The organism is Aquabacterium sp. NJ1 (assembly GCF_000768065.1).
Classification (GTDB): Bacteria; Pseudomonadota; Gammaproteobacteria; order Burkholderiales; family Burkholderiaceae_C; genus Aquabacterium.
The window spans coordinates 3,883,706-3,899,285 of sequence record NZ_JRKM01000001.1 but is presented as its reverse complement, the minus strand read 5'-3'; the positions used below and the strand labels follow the sequence as shown (position 1 = coordinate 3,899,285).

Sequence of the window (15,580 nt, the reverse complement as noted above, 5' to 3'; positions counted from 1 at the left end):
TTGACCCCCCGTTCAAAAAAGGATCAGTAGTCCAGGCCCCAATCGGCCACGATGCGCCGATCGGCCAGGCTCACGCTGACAATGTAGGCCGACACGAAGGGGATCATGCGCTCGACGGGCTTGCCGTCTTCGCCAGCCTCGCCCTCCAGGCGCAACACGCTGTTGGGGCCGGTGTCGAGCAGATCAACCACCTTGCCCAGGGCTTCGCCGGCTTTGTTGAGCACATCCAGGCCGATCAGGTCGACCCAGTAGAACTCGTCTGCGTCGGGCGTCGGGAAGGCCGAGCGCGACACGTACACGCGGGCGCCCTTGAGCGCCTCGGCGGCATTGCGGTCTTCCAGGCCATCGGCCGTGGCCACGACCACGTCGCCCTGCTCACGGGCCTGCTTGACCTGCAGGAAGCGCGGCTTGCTCAGGCGCAGCACACCTTTGGGCGCGGCAGCCGGGGCAGCCTGCGCCGCGGCACTGGCCTTGGCTGCAGACGGACGTGGCAAAGCGCCCGCAGCGGTTTCGCCGGGGCGCAAGAACCATTTCTTGGTACAGAACAGCGCCTGAGGATCAGAGGAGAAAGGCTGGACCTTGATCCCGCCTTTCACGCCCCAGGCGTCAACGATGCGCCCGACCTCTACCGCATCTGCAGGCCAGACGACACCGTCGTCCAGAACAGGGGTATAGGTCTCGGCGCGATCGTTCATGCAAGCGTCAAGCTCAGGCAGCGGGAGCGGCCTTGGCCTTGGCTTCGCTGACCAGACGGGTCACGGCCTCAGAGGGCTGGGCACCGTTGCCAACCCAGTGGGCCACGCGGTCCAGCGACAGGCGCAGGGTTTCGGCGTTGCCGGAAGCCAGGGGGTTGTAGAAACCCACGCGCTCCAGGAAGCGGCCGTCACGGCGGTTCTTTTGTTCAGCCACAACGATGTTGTAGAAGGGGCGCTTCTTGGAGCCACCGCGAGAGAGTCGAATCACGACCATGATGTGTCCTTCAAATTGGTTTGGCGGCCACCCTTCCCGGGAGACACTCGGGGGCAGGCGGCCAAAGGTTGGTCAGACATCTCATTCAAAAATGATCTGGCCCAACCAGGTATAGGGATCTCACAGCCCGTTTAGATACGCGCCAGAGTTCACCCCCAGATTGAAGCCAAAAACTCCAGCATGGGAAACACCCGACTCGGGCCACGAAACCGCGCATTATAGTCCGACTCTTACCGTTTGTGTGAACACTGCATCCATGACGCAAATCCCCGCTGGCTACAAGTCCAAAACCCTGGCCACCTGGGCTGCCCTGCTGGGGGGGCCTGTGGGGGCGCACCGCTTCTACCTGTTCGGCCTGGGCGACTGGCTGGGCTGGCTGCACGCCATCCCGACCCTGGTGGGCGCCTGGGGCATCCAGCGGGTACAGGATCTCGGGCAGGACGACCAGCTGTCGTGGCTGCTCATCCCCATCCTGGGCTTCATGGTGGCCTACACGATGCTGCAGGCCATCCTCTACGGCCTGATGCCGGACGAGAAATGGCACGCCCGCTACAACCCGGCCCTGGCCACCTCACCCGATGCGCCGGCCAGCGGCTGGGCCGCGGTGATCGGCGTGGGCCTGGCGCTGATGCTGGGTGCCACGGTGTTGATGTCGACCATCGCGTTTTCCGGCCAGCGCTACTTCGAATACCAGGTCGAAGAGGCCCGCAAGATCAGCCAGTAGCCAGTAATCAGCCAGCAGCTTGCTGGCCGCAAGCAGGCAGCCGCATAGCGTCAACCGCGTCGGGGGCACTTACCTCACGAACAGCAGCAGGTAGCCCATGGCGGCGGCCACGAACAGCGCGGGGATGGCGTAGGCGTGAAAGCTCAGCCAGGCCCTGCGGTCACCTGACAGGCGCAGGGCGATCAGGTTAGCGAGCGAACCGACCATGAACCCGAAGCCGCCGACGTTCACGCCGTAGGCCAGCACCCGCCAGTCTTTGGCGTATTCCGCCAGCGCGATGGCCGCCGGCACATTGCTGACGATCTGCGAGGCGCCGATGCCGGCGAAATACAGGTGCGCTGGCTGGTCAAGCCCGAGGTGTTGCAGCGCTTCGCGCACACCCGCCAGGCCAACGAGCAGACGCAGGTCGATGAACATCAGGATGAACACCAGCAGCAGCCCCCAGTCCAGCTGGGCCAACACACGCGGCCGCAGCACCAGGAACACCGCCAGCAACGCGGTCACCGCCACGCCGACGTGATGCAGGTCGGTGGCAATCAGGAACGGCAAGTACAGCGCAAGCGACACACCCAGCAGCGGGCGGTCAAGCGCCACGAGGGTGGCGTCGTCGCGTGCCTGCACTGCCTGGCGGCCAAACGTGCAGGCGGTCAGCACAAGCAGCGCTGCCATCATCAGCGCGACCAGCGGCAGCATGTGCCACACGAACTGACCGAAAGAAGCTTCCGAGCGTTGCCACAGGAACAGATTCTGTGGATTGCCAATCGGCGTCAGCGCCGAGCCGACATTCACGGCCAGCGCCTCGAACACGATCAGCCTGGTTGCCGGCATTTTCGTGAGGCGGCACATCCCCAGCGTCAGAGGCACCACGACAAACAAGGCCACGTCGTTGGTCAGCACCATGGACAGCAACGCGGCGGCGATCACCAGGCACAGCGCCGCAGCGCGCTCGGTCACCATCAAGCGGATGAGGGCGAGGCCGAAACGGTGCAGCACGCCACTGACCTCGATGCCCTTGGTCAGCAGCAACAACCCGGTGAGCGCCGCGATCGTCGGCCAATCGACCAGCGACGCATAGGCGCCCATGCCGCTCGGTGCAAGCGCGCTGAGTGCCACCAGACCGGCAAGCAGAACAAGGAAAAACTTGTCTTCACGCAAACTGCGCAACAGTTTGCCCAGCAAATGCACCATGGACCCGCCTCAGGCCAGCGTCATGCAGTGACCGTTCTGGCGGCTGAGCAGGCCCTGCAGACAAGCGCCGCAGGTGAGCTCATGGGAAGCAAGCATGGACAAGTCCTTGTTCAGTGGCAATGACGCGTTCAAGTCTAGCAGTCACCCGCCCAAGCCCCTCCCCGCACCGGCCACCCCTTTGCCCTCGTTCAGTGGCCGTCGCCCCTCACATGAAACCAAAGACGCGCAACTGCAGCGCCCTCCCCTAGCGCCCCCTTAAACGGGCTCATCGTGGAGCGCCGTCCACGCAAATTACCCCATACCCCGCCGCGGTACGGGATAATCGCGGTTTTCCCGATCACCCAGCTCTTTGCCTGCCCATGACCACGCCCACTAACCAGAACGCGCCCCTCACCTACGACCAGGCCGGTGTCAACTATGACCTGATCGACCCGTTGAAGGTCGCGGCGCAACGTGCTGCTGCTGAAACCGGTGCGAACCTGGCCAGCCATGGTTTCTCGGAAGTGCTGGCCTCGCGTGGCGAGTCGGCTTATGTGGTGGACGTGGGCCCGATGTACCTGGCCTCCATCGTGGAGTGCCTGGGCACCAAGACCCTGGTGGCCGACGAAATGGCCACGCTGACGGGCAAGAGCTACTACGACAGCATCGCGCAAGACACCATCGCCATGGCCGTCAATGACCTGATCACCGTGGGCGCCACGCCCCTGGTCGTGCAGGCCTACTGGGCCGCTGGCGGCTCGGACTGGTTCGGCGACAAGATCCGCGCCAATGCCCTGGTGGCCGGCTGGAAAAAAGCCTGCGAGGTCTGCAATGTGGCCTGGGGCGGCGGCGAAACACCCGCACTGGCTGGCATCGTGGCCGATGGCCGTGTGGATCTGGCCGCATCCTGCACCGGCATCATCAGCCCCAAGACCCGCCTGTCGGTGGGCGACAAGATGGAAGCGGGTGATGCCATCGTGCTGCTGGCATCGAGTGGCATCCACGCCAACGGCCTGTCGCTGGCGCGCAAGCTGGCCGAGCGCCTGCCCAAGGGCTACCTGACCGACATCGGCAATGGCCAGACCTATGGCGAGGCCCTGCTGGCGCCCACCACGCTGTACTCGCCCGTGACTGAGGCCCTGGCCGCTGCCGGCATCCACCCACATTACTGTGCGAACGTGACCGGCCACGGCTGGCGCAAGCTGCTGCGCCACCCCAAGGCGCTGACCTACCGCATCACCGCCCTGCCCGAGAAAACACCCGTGCTGGCCTTCATGCAAAAGGAATGCGGCCTGGATGACCACGAGGCCTACGGCACGCTCAACATGGGCGCCGGTTTTGCGCTGTACGTGGCGGCGAGCGATGCCCAGCGCGTGGTCGAGATCGCGCAAGGCCTGGGCATCCCGGCCCTGGTGGCTGGCCGCGTGGAAGCCGGCCCCAAGCAGGTCGTGATCGAACCGTTGAACGTGGTGTACGGCGCCGACGAGTTGCAACTGCGCTGAACACTCGGCGCCAAACAGGCAAGGAGTCCAACATGGGTCAGATGATCGAGTTCCAACGCCCCGATGGCGCCACAAGCCGTGGCTATCTGGCCGATGCCGGCCCCGGCAGCCCCAGCGTCATCCTGATCCAGGAATGGTGGGGGCTCAATGACCACATCCTGGCCCTGGTGGACCGCATGGCAGCAGCCGGCATCACCACGCTGGCGCCCGATCTGTACCGCGGCCGCCTGGCCAGCACCGCCGACGAAGCCAGCCACATGATGAACGGCCTGGACTTTGCCGACGCCACCCACCAGGACTTGCGCGGTGCCACGCAGTACCTGACTCAACGCGGCGGCAAGGTGGGCGTGATGGGCTTCTGCATGGGCGGTGCACTCACCGTGGCCAGCGCCGTGCACGTGCCAGGCCTGTCGGCGGCCGTGTGCTTCTATGGCATCCCGCCTGCCGAGTTCGCCGACCCGGCACGCATCCGCATCCCCTTCCAGGGGCACTTTGCCAGCCTGGATGACTGGTGCACGCCCGCGCTGGTCGACAAGCTGGAAGCGGCGATGCGGCAGGCCGGTCAGGCACCCGACATCCACCGCTACCAGGCGCACCACGCCTTCGTCAACCAGACCCGCCCCGAGGTGTTCGACGCGGCCTGCGCCCAGCAGGCCTGGGACCGCACGGTGAGCTTCATGCTCACGCACTTGAAGGCGCAGGCCTGATCGCGCTCGATCCCCCTCGAAAGCAACACATCACCCTGGTGCAACGCGGGCTGGCAACACAAGTTCCAGCCCGGTACCGCGGCATGGCTTACAATCGTCGGTGACGGGCCTCCCCGCATGGGGGTGCGGCCAACCGGGTCAGGTCGGGAACGAAGCAGCCCTAACCGATTACCTTCAGTGCCGGGGTTCAGGCTCGTCACCCCATTCTTTGTTTTGATGCCCCCTGCGTCGCGGCCGGGACCGAACTTCCGCGAAGTTCGGGGCGCGTTCAGGCTCATGGCATCAACTCCCCTCCCGCCCGCATCCTCCTCCGTCTCTGGCAACACCCAGGTTCACATTGACCTGGGCGATCGCAGCTACGACATCCTGATCGGTGGCGGCCTGCTGCAGGCGGCGTCCTTTGCCGGCCTGCCCAAGTCCTCCAAGGCGCTGATCGTCACCAACACCAGGGTGGGCCCGCTGTACACGGCCAGGCTGCGTGCCGCGCTGGCGCCGCATCACAAAACCGTGCTGGACGTGGAACTGCCCGATGGCGAGCAGTACAAGGACTGGCCCGCCCTCAACCAGATCTTCACCAAGTTGCTGGAAGAAGCCGCGGACCGCAAGACCGTGCTGTACGCACTGGGCGGTGGTGTGGTGGGTGACATGACCGGCTTTGCCGCAGCCTGCTACATGCGCGGCGTGCCCTTCGTGCAGGTGCCCACCACACTGCTGTCGCAGGTCGACTCATCGGTGGGTGGCAAGACGGCGATCAACCACCCGGCGGGCAAGAACATGATCGGGGCTTTCTACCAGCCCCAGCGCGTGATCTGCGACCTCGATACGCTGGACACCCTGCCGCAAAAAGAACTGCTGGCCGGCCTGGCCGAGGTCATCAAGTACGGCCCGATTGCCGATGCCGACTTCCTGTCCTGGCTCGAAGCCAACATGGACAAGCTGCTCGCCCGCGACCGCGCCGCACTGATGCACGCCATCAAGCGCTCGTGCGAAATCAAGGCCTGGGTGGTGGGCCAGGACGAAAAGGAATCCGGCCTGCGCGCCATCCTGAACTTTGGCCACACCTTCGGCCACGCCATCGAATCCGGCATGGGTTACGGCGAATGGCTGCACGGCGAGGCCGTGGGTTGTGGCATGGTCATGGCCGCTGATCTGTCAGCACGACTGGGCCTGATCGACGAAGCCACCTCGCTGCGCATCAAGGCCTTGATCGAGCGCACCGGCCTGCCCGTCAAGGGCCCGGATCTGGGCGCAGACCGCTACATCGAGCTGATGCAGGTGGACAAGAAAGCCGAAGGCGGCGAGATCAAGTTCGTGGTCGTCGGGCCACTGGGGCAAGCGAGCACGCGGACCGCCCCCGACGCCATGGTCCGTGATGTGATTGCCGCCCACACCCGCTGAGCAGCACACCCGAGGTAGAACAAGCCGATGTGGTTAGCCCCTTACGCCAGTCAACCTGAGCAAACCAAGGGGCGTCGTTTCCCCGAGCCGCCCGCCCCCACCCGCAGTGACTTCCAGCGTGACCGGGACCGCATCGTGCACAGCACGGCGTTTCGGCGCCTGGTCTACAAGACGCAGGTCTTCCTCAACCACGAGGGCGACCTGTTCCGCACCCGGCTGACCCACTCGCTGGAGGTCGCGCAACTGGGCCGCTCGATTTCGCGCTCGCTGGGTTTGAACGAGGATCTGGTCGAGGCGATCGCCCTGGCGCACGACCTGGGCCACACGCCGTTTGGCCATGCCGGCCAGGACGCGCTCAACGAGTGCATGAAGGGCCATGGTGGCTTCGAGCACAACCTGCAGTCATTGCGTGTGGTCGACAAGCTGGAAGAGCGCTACCCCGGCTTTGATGGCCTCAACCTCAGCTTCGAAACACGCGAGGGCATCCTCAAGCACTGCTCGAAACAACACGCCGAGCAGCTTGAAGCCCAGGAGCCCGGCGGGGTGGGCCGGCGCTTCCTCAACGGCACGCAGCCCAGTCTGGAAGCGCAACTGTGCAACCTGGCCGACGAGATCGCCTACAACGCCCATGACATCGACGACGGCGTGCGCTCGGGGCTCATCACCCTGGAGCAACTGGAGGCCGTGCCGCTGTTCACCCGCTTCCGGGACGAGACCTTGTCCGAGCACCCGCATGCCACGGGCAAGCGCCTGTTGTTCGACAGCATCCGCCGCATGCTGTCGCAGCAGGTGTATGACGTGATCGACGCGACGCGCGCCAAGCTGGCCGAGCACCTGCCCTTGACGGCCGACGAAGCGCGGCAGTGCCCGCCACTCGTGCGCTTCAGCCAGCCCATGCGTGAAGCCAGCACCCAGCTCAAGCGATTCCTGTTCAAGGAGCTGTACCGGCACGAGCAGGTCAATGACACGACGGCACGCGCCAAGCAGGTGCTGATCGAGCTGTTTCACGCCTACGTGAGCCAGCCCGAGGCCATGCCGGCCGACTTTGCCCGCCGCGACGACCTGCACCGCTCGGTGGCCGACTACATCGCCGGCATGACCGACCGTTTTGCCGTGCGGGAACACGAACGCCTGACGGGGCGCAAGATTTTCTGAAAAATTACCGGGCGCCGTTCAGCAATTTCACCCCACGCCTGGGGCGGGCTGCCTAGAATGGCCGTTCACCCCTGCCTCGCCTTGTTGACCATGCTGTCTCGCCGCCTCGCCCTTCAAGTGTTCGTCGCCCTCACGGGCATGGCGGGCGTGCAACTGGCCCAGGCCGTGGTGCTGGACTTCGAAGACCTCACGTGCGCGCGAACCCAACCCATCTGCAATGTGGGCTCGGTGTATGCCAGCAAGGGCTACGCGCTGCGCTACGCCCCTGCGCCGGACGACGAACGCCCGGTGGGCTTTCACGCCATCGGCAAGCTGTGGGCGCCCAATGTGGGCGGCAACACGGCCATGCTGGCCAACAGCTGCAACGCCAGCACGACGCTCACCGCCCAGTCGGGCAAGCCCTTCTCGGTGCTGGCCCTGGACCTGGCCGAAGCCAATGCGGACGCCCCCGCCACGGTCGAATTCATCGGCACCAAGACCGATGGCACGCAAGTGCGCATGAGCGCCCCGCTGGATGGCAAGCCGGGCTGGCAACGCGTGGTCTTCCCCTCGGTTTTCTACAACCTGAAAACGCTCACCTGGGTACAAGGCGACTGCATCAGCAACAAGTCGCACATGTTCGACAACATCCTGGTGATGCCGGGCATCGCGCCCCGCTGACGCTGCTCAGAACGTCAGTTCGTAGCGCATGACCACGCCGTCGCGCTTGAGGCCGACGCGGTAGTTGTCAAAGCAGATTTCGGCACGACGGTTCAAATGCAGGGCCCCTTGCGTGGGTGCCATCGCCGGGTTGACCGGGCCGGCATCAGATTCCAGATCAATGCGCACATCCTTGAACTGCTCGGACAGCATCTTGCCCACCAGCCGCCCCAGCAAGGGGGTGGCCGATGCCGGCTTGCCCGACGGTGGCGACATCTCGCGCAAATGAGCCTGGGTCGTGCTGAGTTGTTGAACCACTTCGGGTTCGGCGTCTTGCGCACGCGCTGCCGTCATGATCGACGTCATCGCCAACATCAGAATGAGTTGATTGCGCATACGGGTCTCCTGCTTCGACCTGGGTTCAGCTTATTGCCGTGAATTCATTCTGCAATGACGTAATCCCGGGGGATGCCATCAGTAGCGGTGGCGTAAGCACGCTATTTGGGTGTTAACCCACACCCTGTTTCGGGGTTCGTGGCTCAAGTTTGAGCCCCACACTGCCGAGCATGTGTATGGATTTGTGAGCCCCTGTGTCCCGCGTTGCCCTGGTCATGATTGCCCGCGATGAAGCGCGCTGCATCGTGCGTTGCCTGCGCAGCGCACGCCCCTGGGTGGACGAGATGATCGTGCTCGACACGGGCTCTTGCGACAACACCGTGGCCCTGGCGCAAGCCGAAGGCGCACAGGTGCACCACTTCACCTGGGTGCAGGACTTTGCTGCAGCGCGCAATGCCGCACTGGCCTTGAGCCAGGCTGACTGGAACCTGGTGCTGGATGCCGACGAGATCCTGAGTGAAGGTGGCGAACTGATTGCGGCACTGCGGCATCAGCCACCCGACTTCATGGGCCGCGTGGACGTGCGCAGTGCCTTCCAGGCCAACGGCCAGCCCCATCAACAAGACGCCTCCAGCTGGCTGCCGCGCGTGCTGCCGGTTGGCGTGAAATACGAAGGCCGCATCCACGAACAACCGGTGTCCAGCCTGCCCCGCAGGGACCTGGCTGTGACCGTGCTGCACGACGGCTACATGCCCGCGCAGATGCAGGCCAAAGGCGCGCGCAACCGTGCCTTGCTGGAAGCCGCCATGGCCGAACGCCCGCAAGACGCCTACCTGCGCTACCAGCTGGGCAAGGACCACGAGATCCATGACCGCTTCGAGGATGCCTGGCGAGCCTATGAACAGGCCTTGCAGTTGCTGGGCCCGCAGGCCACGCGTGAGCCCCCGTGGCGACATGACCTGATCCTGCGCAGCCTGTATGCCCTCAAGGCCAGCGGCCAGGTGGAGCAAGCCATTCAACTGGCCGACACCGAGATGGCCAACTGGCCCGACTCACCCGATTTCTACTTCGTGCTGGGCGACGTGCTGCTGGACCTGGCCACCGCCCTGCCCGAGCAAGCCACCGACATCCTGCCCATGATCGAGAACGCCTGGCGCCAGTGCCTGGCCATCGGCGAGAACCCCAAGCTCGAGGGCGCCGTGCACGGACGCGGCAGCCATCTGGCTCGCCACAACCTGAAATTGCTGCTCGGCACCATGGCCGAAATCTGAAGGCGTGCCCTGCCGTGAGGCCGGGATTAATGCACTGTTCAGGCGCCTCATTGGCAGATCGCTCCAGGGTGAAAAGCCCATCATGGTGGTATGAATGCACCCGCCACCTTCAACGCGCCCGCACCCGCCCTGATCGTGATCGGTGGTGGCTCGCCGGCACCGGCCAGCCACGAGCGCGCAGCCCGTGCCGCAGACCCTTCTTTTCAACGGCTGCTGGCCGCCCTGCCGGCCGCCTCGCAGGTGCTGGAGCTGGATTGCGGCCAGGGTGAGCTGGCCCAGGCCTATCAGCGCCGGCACCCACAAGCGCAGTGGCTGGCGCTGAACCCGCATACCACCGCCCTGCCGGTCAACAAGGGCAGCTTTGACCTGATCGTGGTCAACCGCCTGGAGCACCTGCCCCACGCCGCCAAGACGCTGGCCGAGCTGGGCCCCTTGCTGGCCCCTGGTGGCCAGTTGTTCGTGCTGGCCGAGAACCATGCCTGCCTGTCCACCCTGGCGCACCTGATCGAGGCGGACCCTTCCACGGGGATCGCGGCTTCGGCTCATGACACGCTCAGCCAGGAGCTGGCGCACCCCCGCTACCAGTCGCACTCGACCATCTACAAGCTGCTGCTGGACGCCGGCTGGACCCCCACCCTGGTGGACCACCAGCCCGATCAGCCCATGGACGACAAGGTGGCCGCCGCCGTGCGCTACATGGGCGATGCGCTCGGTGTGCCCGCAGGTTGCGCCGACCGCGTGCACCGCATGAAGCACTTCATCATCCGCGGCGTGCGCCAGTTCGATGATGTGCAACCCGCCTCCAGCCAGCCACTGTTCGACGTGGTGGTGCCCACCACCAAAGAACAGCAACTGCGTGTGAACGTCGAGCAATCGCCGGGGCTCAAGGAAGTGCAGGCCCGCATCATTTCCTACCGCCAGGCGGCCACGCCGGCCGAAGCGCTGGAGGCCTCGCTGGCCCATGCGCAAAGCGACTGGGTGCTGCTGTGCCACCAGGACGTCTACTTCCCCAAGGGCTTTGGCCAACGCCTCAATGCCTTGCTGGCCACCATCTCGGCGGAAGACCGCCCCAAGACCTTGCTGGGCTTCATCGGCATGGGCATCAACCGCCAGACCGAACAGCCTGAACCCGCCGGCTTTGTGATCGACCGCGTCAACAGCGCCGACCACCCCGCATCGGACGCCGCCGTGTCCATCGACGAGCTGGCCCTGGTGATCTCGAAAGACTCCATCCACCGCATCGACCCGCAGATCGGCTGGCACCTGTGGGCCACCGACCTGTGCCTGAGCGCCATCTGCACACACCGCGTCTTCCCGCGCATCGTGCGCCTGCCGCTGTACCACAACACGCAAAGCGGCTGGCAGCTGCCCGAGGCCTTCTACGACTCGGCCGAGTACATCCTGCAAAAGCACACCGCCTTCAGCACCATCCACTCGCTGTGCGGCGTCATCGACCAGGGCTTCGTGGCCCAGCACCGGACCACCAGGAGCAACTGAGCATGACCCAGATCACCACGCTGATCCCCGCCTACAAGAAGGAATACCTGGGCGAGCTGTTCCTGGCCCTGCGCCGCCAGAGCTTCAAGGACTTCAAGGTCATCCTGTCGGACGACAGCCCCGGCGGTGTCATCACCGACATGATCCGCAACCAGCACTGGGGCAAGTTGACCTCGGAGCTCAACCTCACCGTGGTGCGTGGCCCGCAGAACGCCCGCCGCAACCACGAGCAGTTGCTGGACTTGTGGGGCGGCCAGACCCCGCTGGTGCACTTCAACCTGGATGACGACGTCATCTACCCCGAGTTCTACCGCACCCACGTGGCCGCCCACATGGCCGCGCCTTGCTGCGCCACCGTGAGCCAGCGCTGGCTGAGCCATGACGACGGCGTGCCCGCCTGGACCCTGCCCCTGCCCGACTTCGTGCAAGAGAGCAATGGCCATGTGCTGCAGCCCACCACCGAAGAGCTGTTCAACAGCACGGTGGGCACCTGCCAGAACTGGCTGGGTGAGTTGAGCAACATGGTGTTCTCGGCAGAGGGCGCGGCGCTCTACCCTCGCCCGCCGGCGAATGACCTGAGCTACTACGGCCTGCTGGACATCGGCGCCGTGCTCACCGCGGCACAACAGCTGCCGGTGACCTTCATCCGTGAGTACCTGGGTGTGTTCCGCCAGAACGACCAGCAGACCACGCAACAGGCCACCACCACCCATGGCGGCCGCGTGGGTTTCCTCGCCTGGGTGACCTACGCTCTGGCAGCATGGCGCGATGGGTGCATCAGCCCTGAAACGGCCGTCAAGGCGATCGGCACGGTCACGCAACGCATCGTGCACCACTTCAGCGAAGACCCCGTGATGGCCGGCTACTTCCACGTGCTGGACACCAAGGCCGGCTCCCTGGATGAGTTGTACGTGGCCTATCGGGACTTCTGGCTCAAGCTGCTGGCCAGCCAGCCAGCCACGTCCTACACCCCTGGCCCGGCCGCAAGCGCCAGCGACCCCGCCCAAGCCAAGCGCTGAGCAAGACCTGAGCAGGAGCCACACCCATGAGCACCCAGCCTCCCATCTATGTGACCCAGCCGGATCTGCCGCCGCTGGATGAGTTCATGCCCTATCTGCAGCAGATCTGGGACAGCAAGATCCTCACCAATGGCGGCCCCTTCCACAAGCAATTGGAAGCCGAACTGGCCGAGTTCCTCGGGGTCAAGCACATCTCGCTGTTCACCAACGCCACCATCGCCCTGGTGACGGCGCTGCAGTCGCTGCGCATCAGCGGCGAGGTGATCACCACGCCCTACTCCTTCGTGGCCACGGCGCACTCGCTGCTGTGGAACGGCATCAAGCCGGTCTTCGTCGACATCGACCCACAGACCTTCAACCTCGACCCCGCCTGCATCGAAGCCGCCATCACCCCGCAGACCACGGCCATCATGCCGGTGCACTGCTATGGCCGCCCCTGCGATGTGGAAGCCATCCAGCGCATTGCGGATGACTACAACCTCAAGGTCATCTACGACGCGGCCCATGCCTTCGGTGTCAAGCAGCACGGCCAGAGCGTGCTGCAGCACGGTGATCTGTCCATCCTCAGCTTCCACGCCACCAAGGTGTTCAACACGTTTGAAGGCGGCGCCATCATCAGCCCGGATGCGCGCACCAAGCAGCACATCGACCACCTCAAGAACTTCGGTTTCGTCAACGAGACCACCGTGGTGGCCACCGGCATCAACGGCAAGATGAGCGAGCTCAATGCCGCGCTCGGCCTGCTGCAGCTCAAGCATGTGGGCAAGGCGATTGCGCGCCGCAAGGAAATCGACGCGCTCTACCGTTCGCTGCTGAACGGCGTCAAAGGCATCCGTCTGCTGGAGCCCCCGGCCGATACCGAGGTCAACTGCTCTTACTTCCCCATCCTGATCGAGCCGGACTACCCGCTCGCCCGCGATGCGCTGTATCAGCAAATGAAGGACGCCGGCATCAATGGCCGCCGCTACTTCTACCCCTTGATCTCGGACTTCCCCATGTACCGCGGCCTGCCTTCCGCCAGCGCGGGCCTGCTGCCCGTGGCCAAGGCCACCTCGTCCAAGGTGATCTGCCTGCCCATCTACCCGGCGCTGAGCGACGAGGACGTTGCACGCGTGGCCCAGATCATCCGGCAGCCGCAATGGCCCGACAGCCCGGCGGTGCCAGCCGCCCCGCGCGGCGAGGTGCTTCACCACGCCACCAACCCCGCCTGACCCGCGGACACACAGGAGCCCACATGCCTTACTGCTGCGTATGCGACCACCAGGTCAGCAACTGGTTACCCCATGCCCATATCGAGCAACGCAGCCCGCTGATGGCCCTGCTCGGCACCGTTGGATCGGACCTGTCGGTCTACCAATGCCCCGCCTGCGGCTGCACGGACCGCGACCGCCACCTCTGGCTGTACATGCAGGCCACCGGCATCACCAGGCAGTTGCCGGATGCCACCATCCTGCACATCGCGCCCGAGCGCCATATCGAGCAATTGATCGCGGCCTGCGGGCCAGCCCACTACATCCGGGGGGACTTGCACCCCACCCAGGCGCACCACCAGCGCGTCGACCTCGAGGCCATGCCTTTTGAGGATGCCAGCCTGGACCTGATCATCTGCAACCACGTGCTGGAACACGTCCTGCACCCCGGCAAGGCCTTGTCGGAGATCAACCGCTGCCTGCGCGAAGGCGGCATGCTGATCGCACAGACGCCTTACGCGCCGTCCTTGAAGAACACACTGGAAATGAAGACCGTCCCGGACGAGCAAACCGCACACCTGCTCTACGGCCAATCCGACCACGTCCGGCTTTTTGGTGATGACATCGCCAATTACTTCCACCAAAGCGGCCTGCAGGGCGATTTACTGCAGCACAACGCCCTGCTGCCCGATACCGTGCCCGCCGAGTCCGGCGTCAACGGCCGGGAGCCCTTCTTCGTGTTCTGGAAGCCCCACCCGGCAGACACAAACCGCCTGGCGGCATGACCGGCGCCGGTCGGATTTAACGCGCTTTACGTCGCCTCATCGTCCGATCAAGCCGGACGATGGGGGCTCAATATGGAAGCAGGCCATTTTTGCCCTTCAAGCTGCCACGCCATGAGCCCCATCGATCTCAATCAGAAAAGCCTGCTGATTTCAGGCGCCTGTGGCGTCACCTCGCGCACGATCGTGCGGGCCTTGAGAAAAAGCCCCCGCTTTGCGCAGACCCGACTGATCGGGATGGACGTGTGCGACAACCCCTTCACGCTCTATGAAGGGCTGTACGAACGCATCTACCGCGTCCCTCGTTTGAATGACCCGCAGGCCTACCAGGCCTGCGTGGCCAACATCGTCCAGACCGAACGCATCGACGCCGCCATCGTGGTGCCCGAACCGGAAGTGCTGTTCTGGACGAAAAACCCGATGCCCGCCCCCGCCTTGCTGCCCCCCCCCCGGTTCAGCACCGAGGCCCTCAGCAAGGCTCGCGTCTACGACTTGCTCAAGCACACCGGCTTGGTGCCGGCTTACGAGATCCTCAGCCGTGAAGCCATCCTGGCCGGCCGGGTGCTCGACCGCTTTGCCGGCAGCGCCTGGATCCGTGACGTCAGCGAAGGCAGCACAAGCGGCAAAGGCGCCATCCACGTCCACAGCCAGGAAGAGGCCGCCGCCTGGATGGTGCTCAACCAGGGCACGCAACGCTTCATGGTCTCCGAGTTCCTGCCGGGCCGCAACCTCGCCTGCCTGATGCTGTTCAATCAAGGCCGGCTGGTCAAGCTGGGCTGCTACGAGCGGCTGGAATACTTCATGGCCAAGACGGTCATCTCGGGTGTTTCGGGCAACATCAGCAAAGGCCGGTTGATCAACGACCCGGTTGCCGTGGCCGCCTCGAAAGAAGCGGTTGAGCAACTCTGCCGCCACACCGGCGAAACCATGCACGGCCTGGTGACCGTGGACCTGCGCACCGATGCCCAGGACGCCCCCAAGGTCACCGAGATCAACCTGCGTCAGGTCGCGGCCGCGTCGGCCTTCGCCGAGGTAGAGGGTGCCAACCTGGCTGAAGCACAGGCCCTGGCCACCTTCGGGCTGTGGGATGACATCGGGCCCGTGGAAGTCACCTTCCCGCCTCGCAACCGCCTGTTCAGGGACATCGACGGCCTGCCCGTGTTCGTGCCCGACTACGAAGATTTGCCCATCGGGCAGTGCCTGCCTCGCCGTTGAGCGAGCCGA

At 64.9% G+C, this 15,580-nt stretch carries 15 protein-coding genes, 1 other RNA gene and 1 pseudogene; 13 read left to right on the top strand and 4 right to left on the bottom strand.

Annotated features, from left to right (window positions below):
* Positions 1 to 23 precede the first annotated feature (23 nt).
* Together rimM and rpsP are read right to left on the bottom strand one after the other, a co-directional pair.
* A complete protein-coding gene (gene rimM, locus JY96_RS16725) occupies positions 24 to 695 on the bottom strand; it encodes a ribosome maturation factor RimM (RefSeq protein WP_052162647.1) in 672 nt (223 codons plus the stop codon).
* Between the two features lie 13 nt (positions 696 to 708).
* Entirely contained in the window at positions 709 to 969 is a 261-nt protein-coding gene (gene rpsP, locus JY96_RS16720; RefSeq protein ID WP_035039225.1) for a 30S ribosomal protein S16, read from the bottom strand.
* Between the two features lie 256 nt (positions 970 to 1,225).
* Here rpsP and JY96_RS16715 point away from each other — a divergent pair, with 256 nt between their 5' ends.
* Entirely contained in the window at positions 1,226 to 1,693 is a 468-nt protein-coding gene (locus JY96_RS16715) for a hypothetical protein (RefSeq protein ID WP_035039222.1), read from the top strand.
* 69 nt (positions 1,694 to 1,762) lie between these two features.
* On the opposite strand, the gene JY96_RS16710 is transcribed toward JY96_RS16715, so the two are convergent.
* A complete protein-coding gene (locus JY96_RS16710) occupies positions 1,763 to 2,881 on the bottom strand; it encodes an SLC13 family permease (protein WP_035039219.1) in 1,119 nt (372 codons plus the stop codon).
* Between the two features lie 359 nt (positions 2,882 to 3,240).
* On the opposite strand from JY96_RS16710, the gene JY96_RS16705 reads away from it, so the two are divergent.
* The 6 genes from JY96_RS16705 to JY96_RS16685 all read left to right on the top strand — a co-directional run bounded on the left by JY96_RS16705 (position 3,241) and on the right by JY96_RS16685 (position 8,282).
* Entirely contained in the window at positions 3,241 to 4,362 is a 1,122-nt protein-coding gene (locus JY96_RS16705) for an AIR synthase-related protein (RefSeq protein ID WP_035039216.1), read from the top strand.
* A 32-nt stretch (positions 4,363 to 4,394) separates the two neighbouring features.
* A complete protein-coding gene (locus tag JY96_RS16700) occupies positions 4,395 to 5,069 on the top strand; it encodes a dienelactone hydrolase family protein (protein WP_035039214.1) in 675 nt (224 codons plus the stop codon).
* Positions 5,070 to 5,171: 102 nt separating this feature from the next.
* Positions 5,172 to 5,270, top strand: an RNA gene (gene ffs, locus JY96_RS22945) — signal recognition particle sRNA small type.
* Positions 5,271 to 5,345: 75 nt separating this feature from the next.
* Positions 5,346 to 6,467, top strand: coding sequence for a 3-dehydroquinate synthase (gene aroB / locus JY96_RS16695; RefSeq protein WP_035039211.1), 1,122 nt, complete (start codon positions 5,346 to 5,348; stop codon positions 6,465 to 6,467).
* Positions 6,468 to 6,494: 27 nt separating this feature from the next.
* Positions 6,495 to 7,622, top strand: coding sequence for a deoxyguanosinetriphosphate triphosphohydrolase (locus JY96_RS16690; RefSeq protein WP_035039209.1), 1,128 nt, complete (start codon positions 6,495 to 6,497; stop codon positions 7,620 to 7,622).
* A 57-nt stretch (positions 7,623 to 7,679) separates the two neighbouring features.
* The gene (locus tag JY96_RS16685) at positions 7,680 to 8,282 is read left to right on the top strand and encodes a hypothetical protein (RefSeq protein ID WP_035039206.1); all 603 of its coding nucleotides are present in this window, start codon (positions 7,680 to 7,682) and stop codon (positions 8,280 to 8,282) included.
* 6 nt (positions 8,283 to 8,288) lie between these two features.
* On the opposite strand, the gene JY96_RS16680 is transcribed toward JY96_RS16685, so the two are convergent.
* Entirely contained in the window at positions 8,289 to 8,657 is a 369-nt protein-coding gene (locus JY96_RS16680; protein WP_035039204.1) for a hypothetical protein, read from the bottom strand.
* A gap of 194 nt (positions 8,658 to 8,851) precedes the next feature.
* Between JY96_RS16680 and JY96_RS16675 the strand changes: the two genes are divergently transcribed.
* The 6 genes and pseudogenes from JY96_RS16675 to JY96_RS16650 all read left to right on the top strand — a co-directional run bounded on the left by JY96_RS16675 (position 8,852) and on the right by JY96_RS16650 (position 15,571).
* Positions 8,852 to 9,868: a glycosyltransferase family 2 protein gene (locus JY96_RS16675; protein ID WP_035039201.1), complete on the top strand. Its 1,017-nt coding sequence runs from the start codon at positions 8,852 to 8,854 to the stop codon at positions 9,866 to 9,868.
* Positions 9,869 to 9,958: 90 nt separating this feature from the next.
* Positions 9,959 to 11,365, top strand: coding sequence for a methyltransferase domain-containing protein (locus tag JY96_RS16670; protein WP_035039198.1), 1,407 nt, complete (start codon positions 9,959 to 9,961; stop codon positions 11,363 to 11,365).
* 2 nt (positions 11,366 to 11,367) lie between these two features.
* Complete coding sequence (locus JY96_RS16665; protein WP_035039196.1) at positions 11,368 to 12,384, top strand: glycosyltransferase family A protein; 1,017 nt, start codon at positions 11,368 to 11,370, stop codon at positions 12,382 to 12,384.
* A gap of 26 nt (positions 12,385 to 12,410) precedes the next feature.
* Positions 12,411 to 13,511: pseudogene (locus tag JY96_RS16660) on the top strand (DegT/DnrJ/EryC1/StrS family aminotransferase); the annotation flags it as partial.
* Between the two features lie 107 nt (positions 13,512 to 13,618).
* Positions 13,619 to 14,359 carry a class I SAM-dependent methyltransferase gene (locus JY96_RS16655; RefSeq protein WP_052162645.1) on the top strand — a complete coding sequence of 247 codons (741 nt, stop codon included), beginning with the start codon at positions 13,619 to 13,621 and terminating at the stop codon, positions 14,357 to 14,359.
* Positions 14,360 to 14,470: 111 nt separating this feature from the next.
* Positions 14,471 to 15,571 (top strand): hypothetical protein, encoded by a 1,101-nt coding sequence (locus JY96_RS16650; protein WP_035039193.1) that lies wholly within the window; start codon positions 14,471 to 14,473, stop codon positions 15,569 to 15,571.
* Positions 15,572 to 15,580 lie beyond the last annotated feature (9 nt).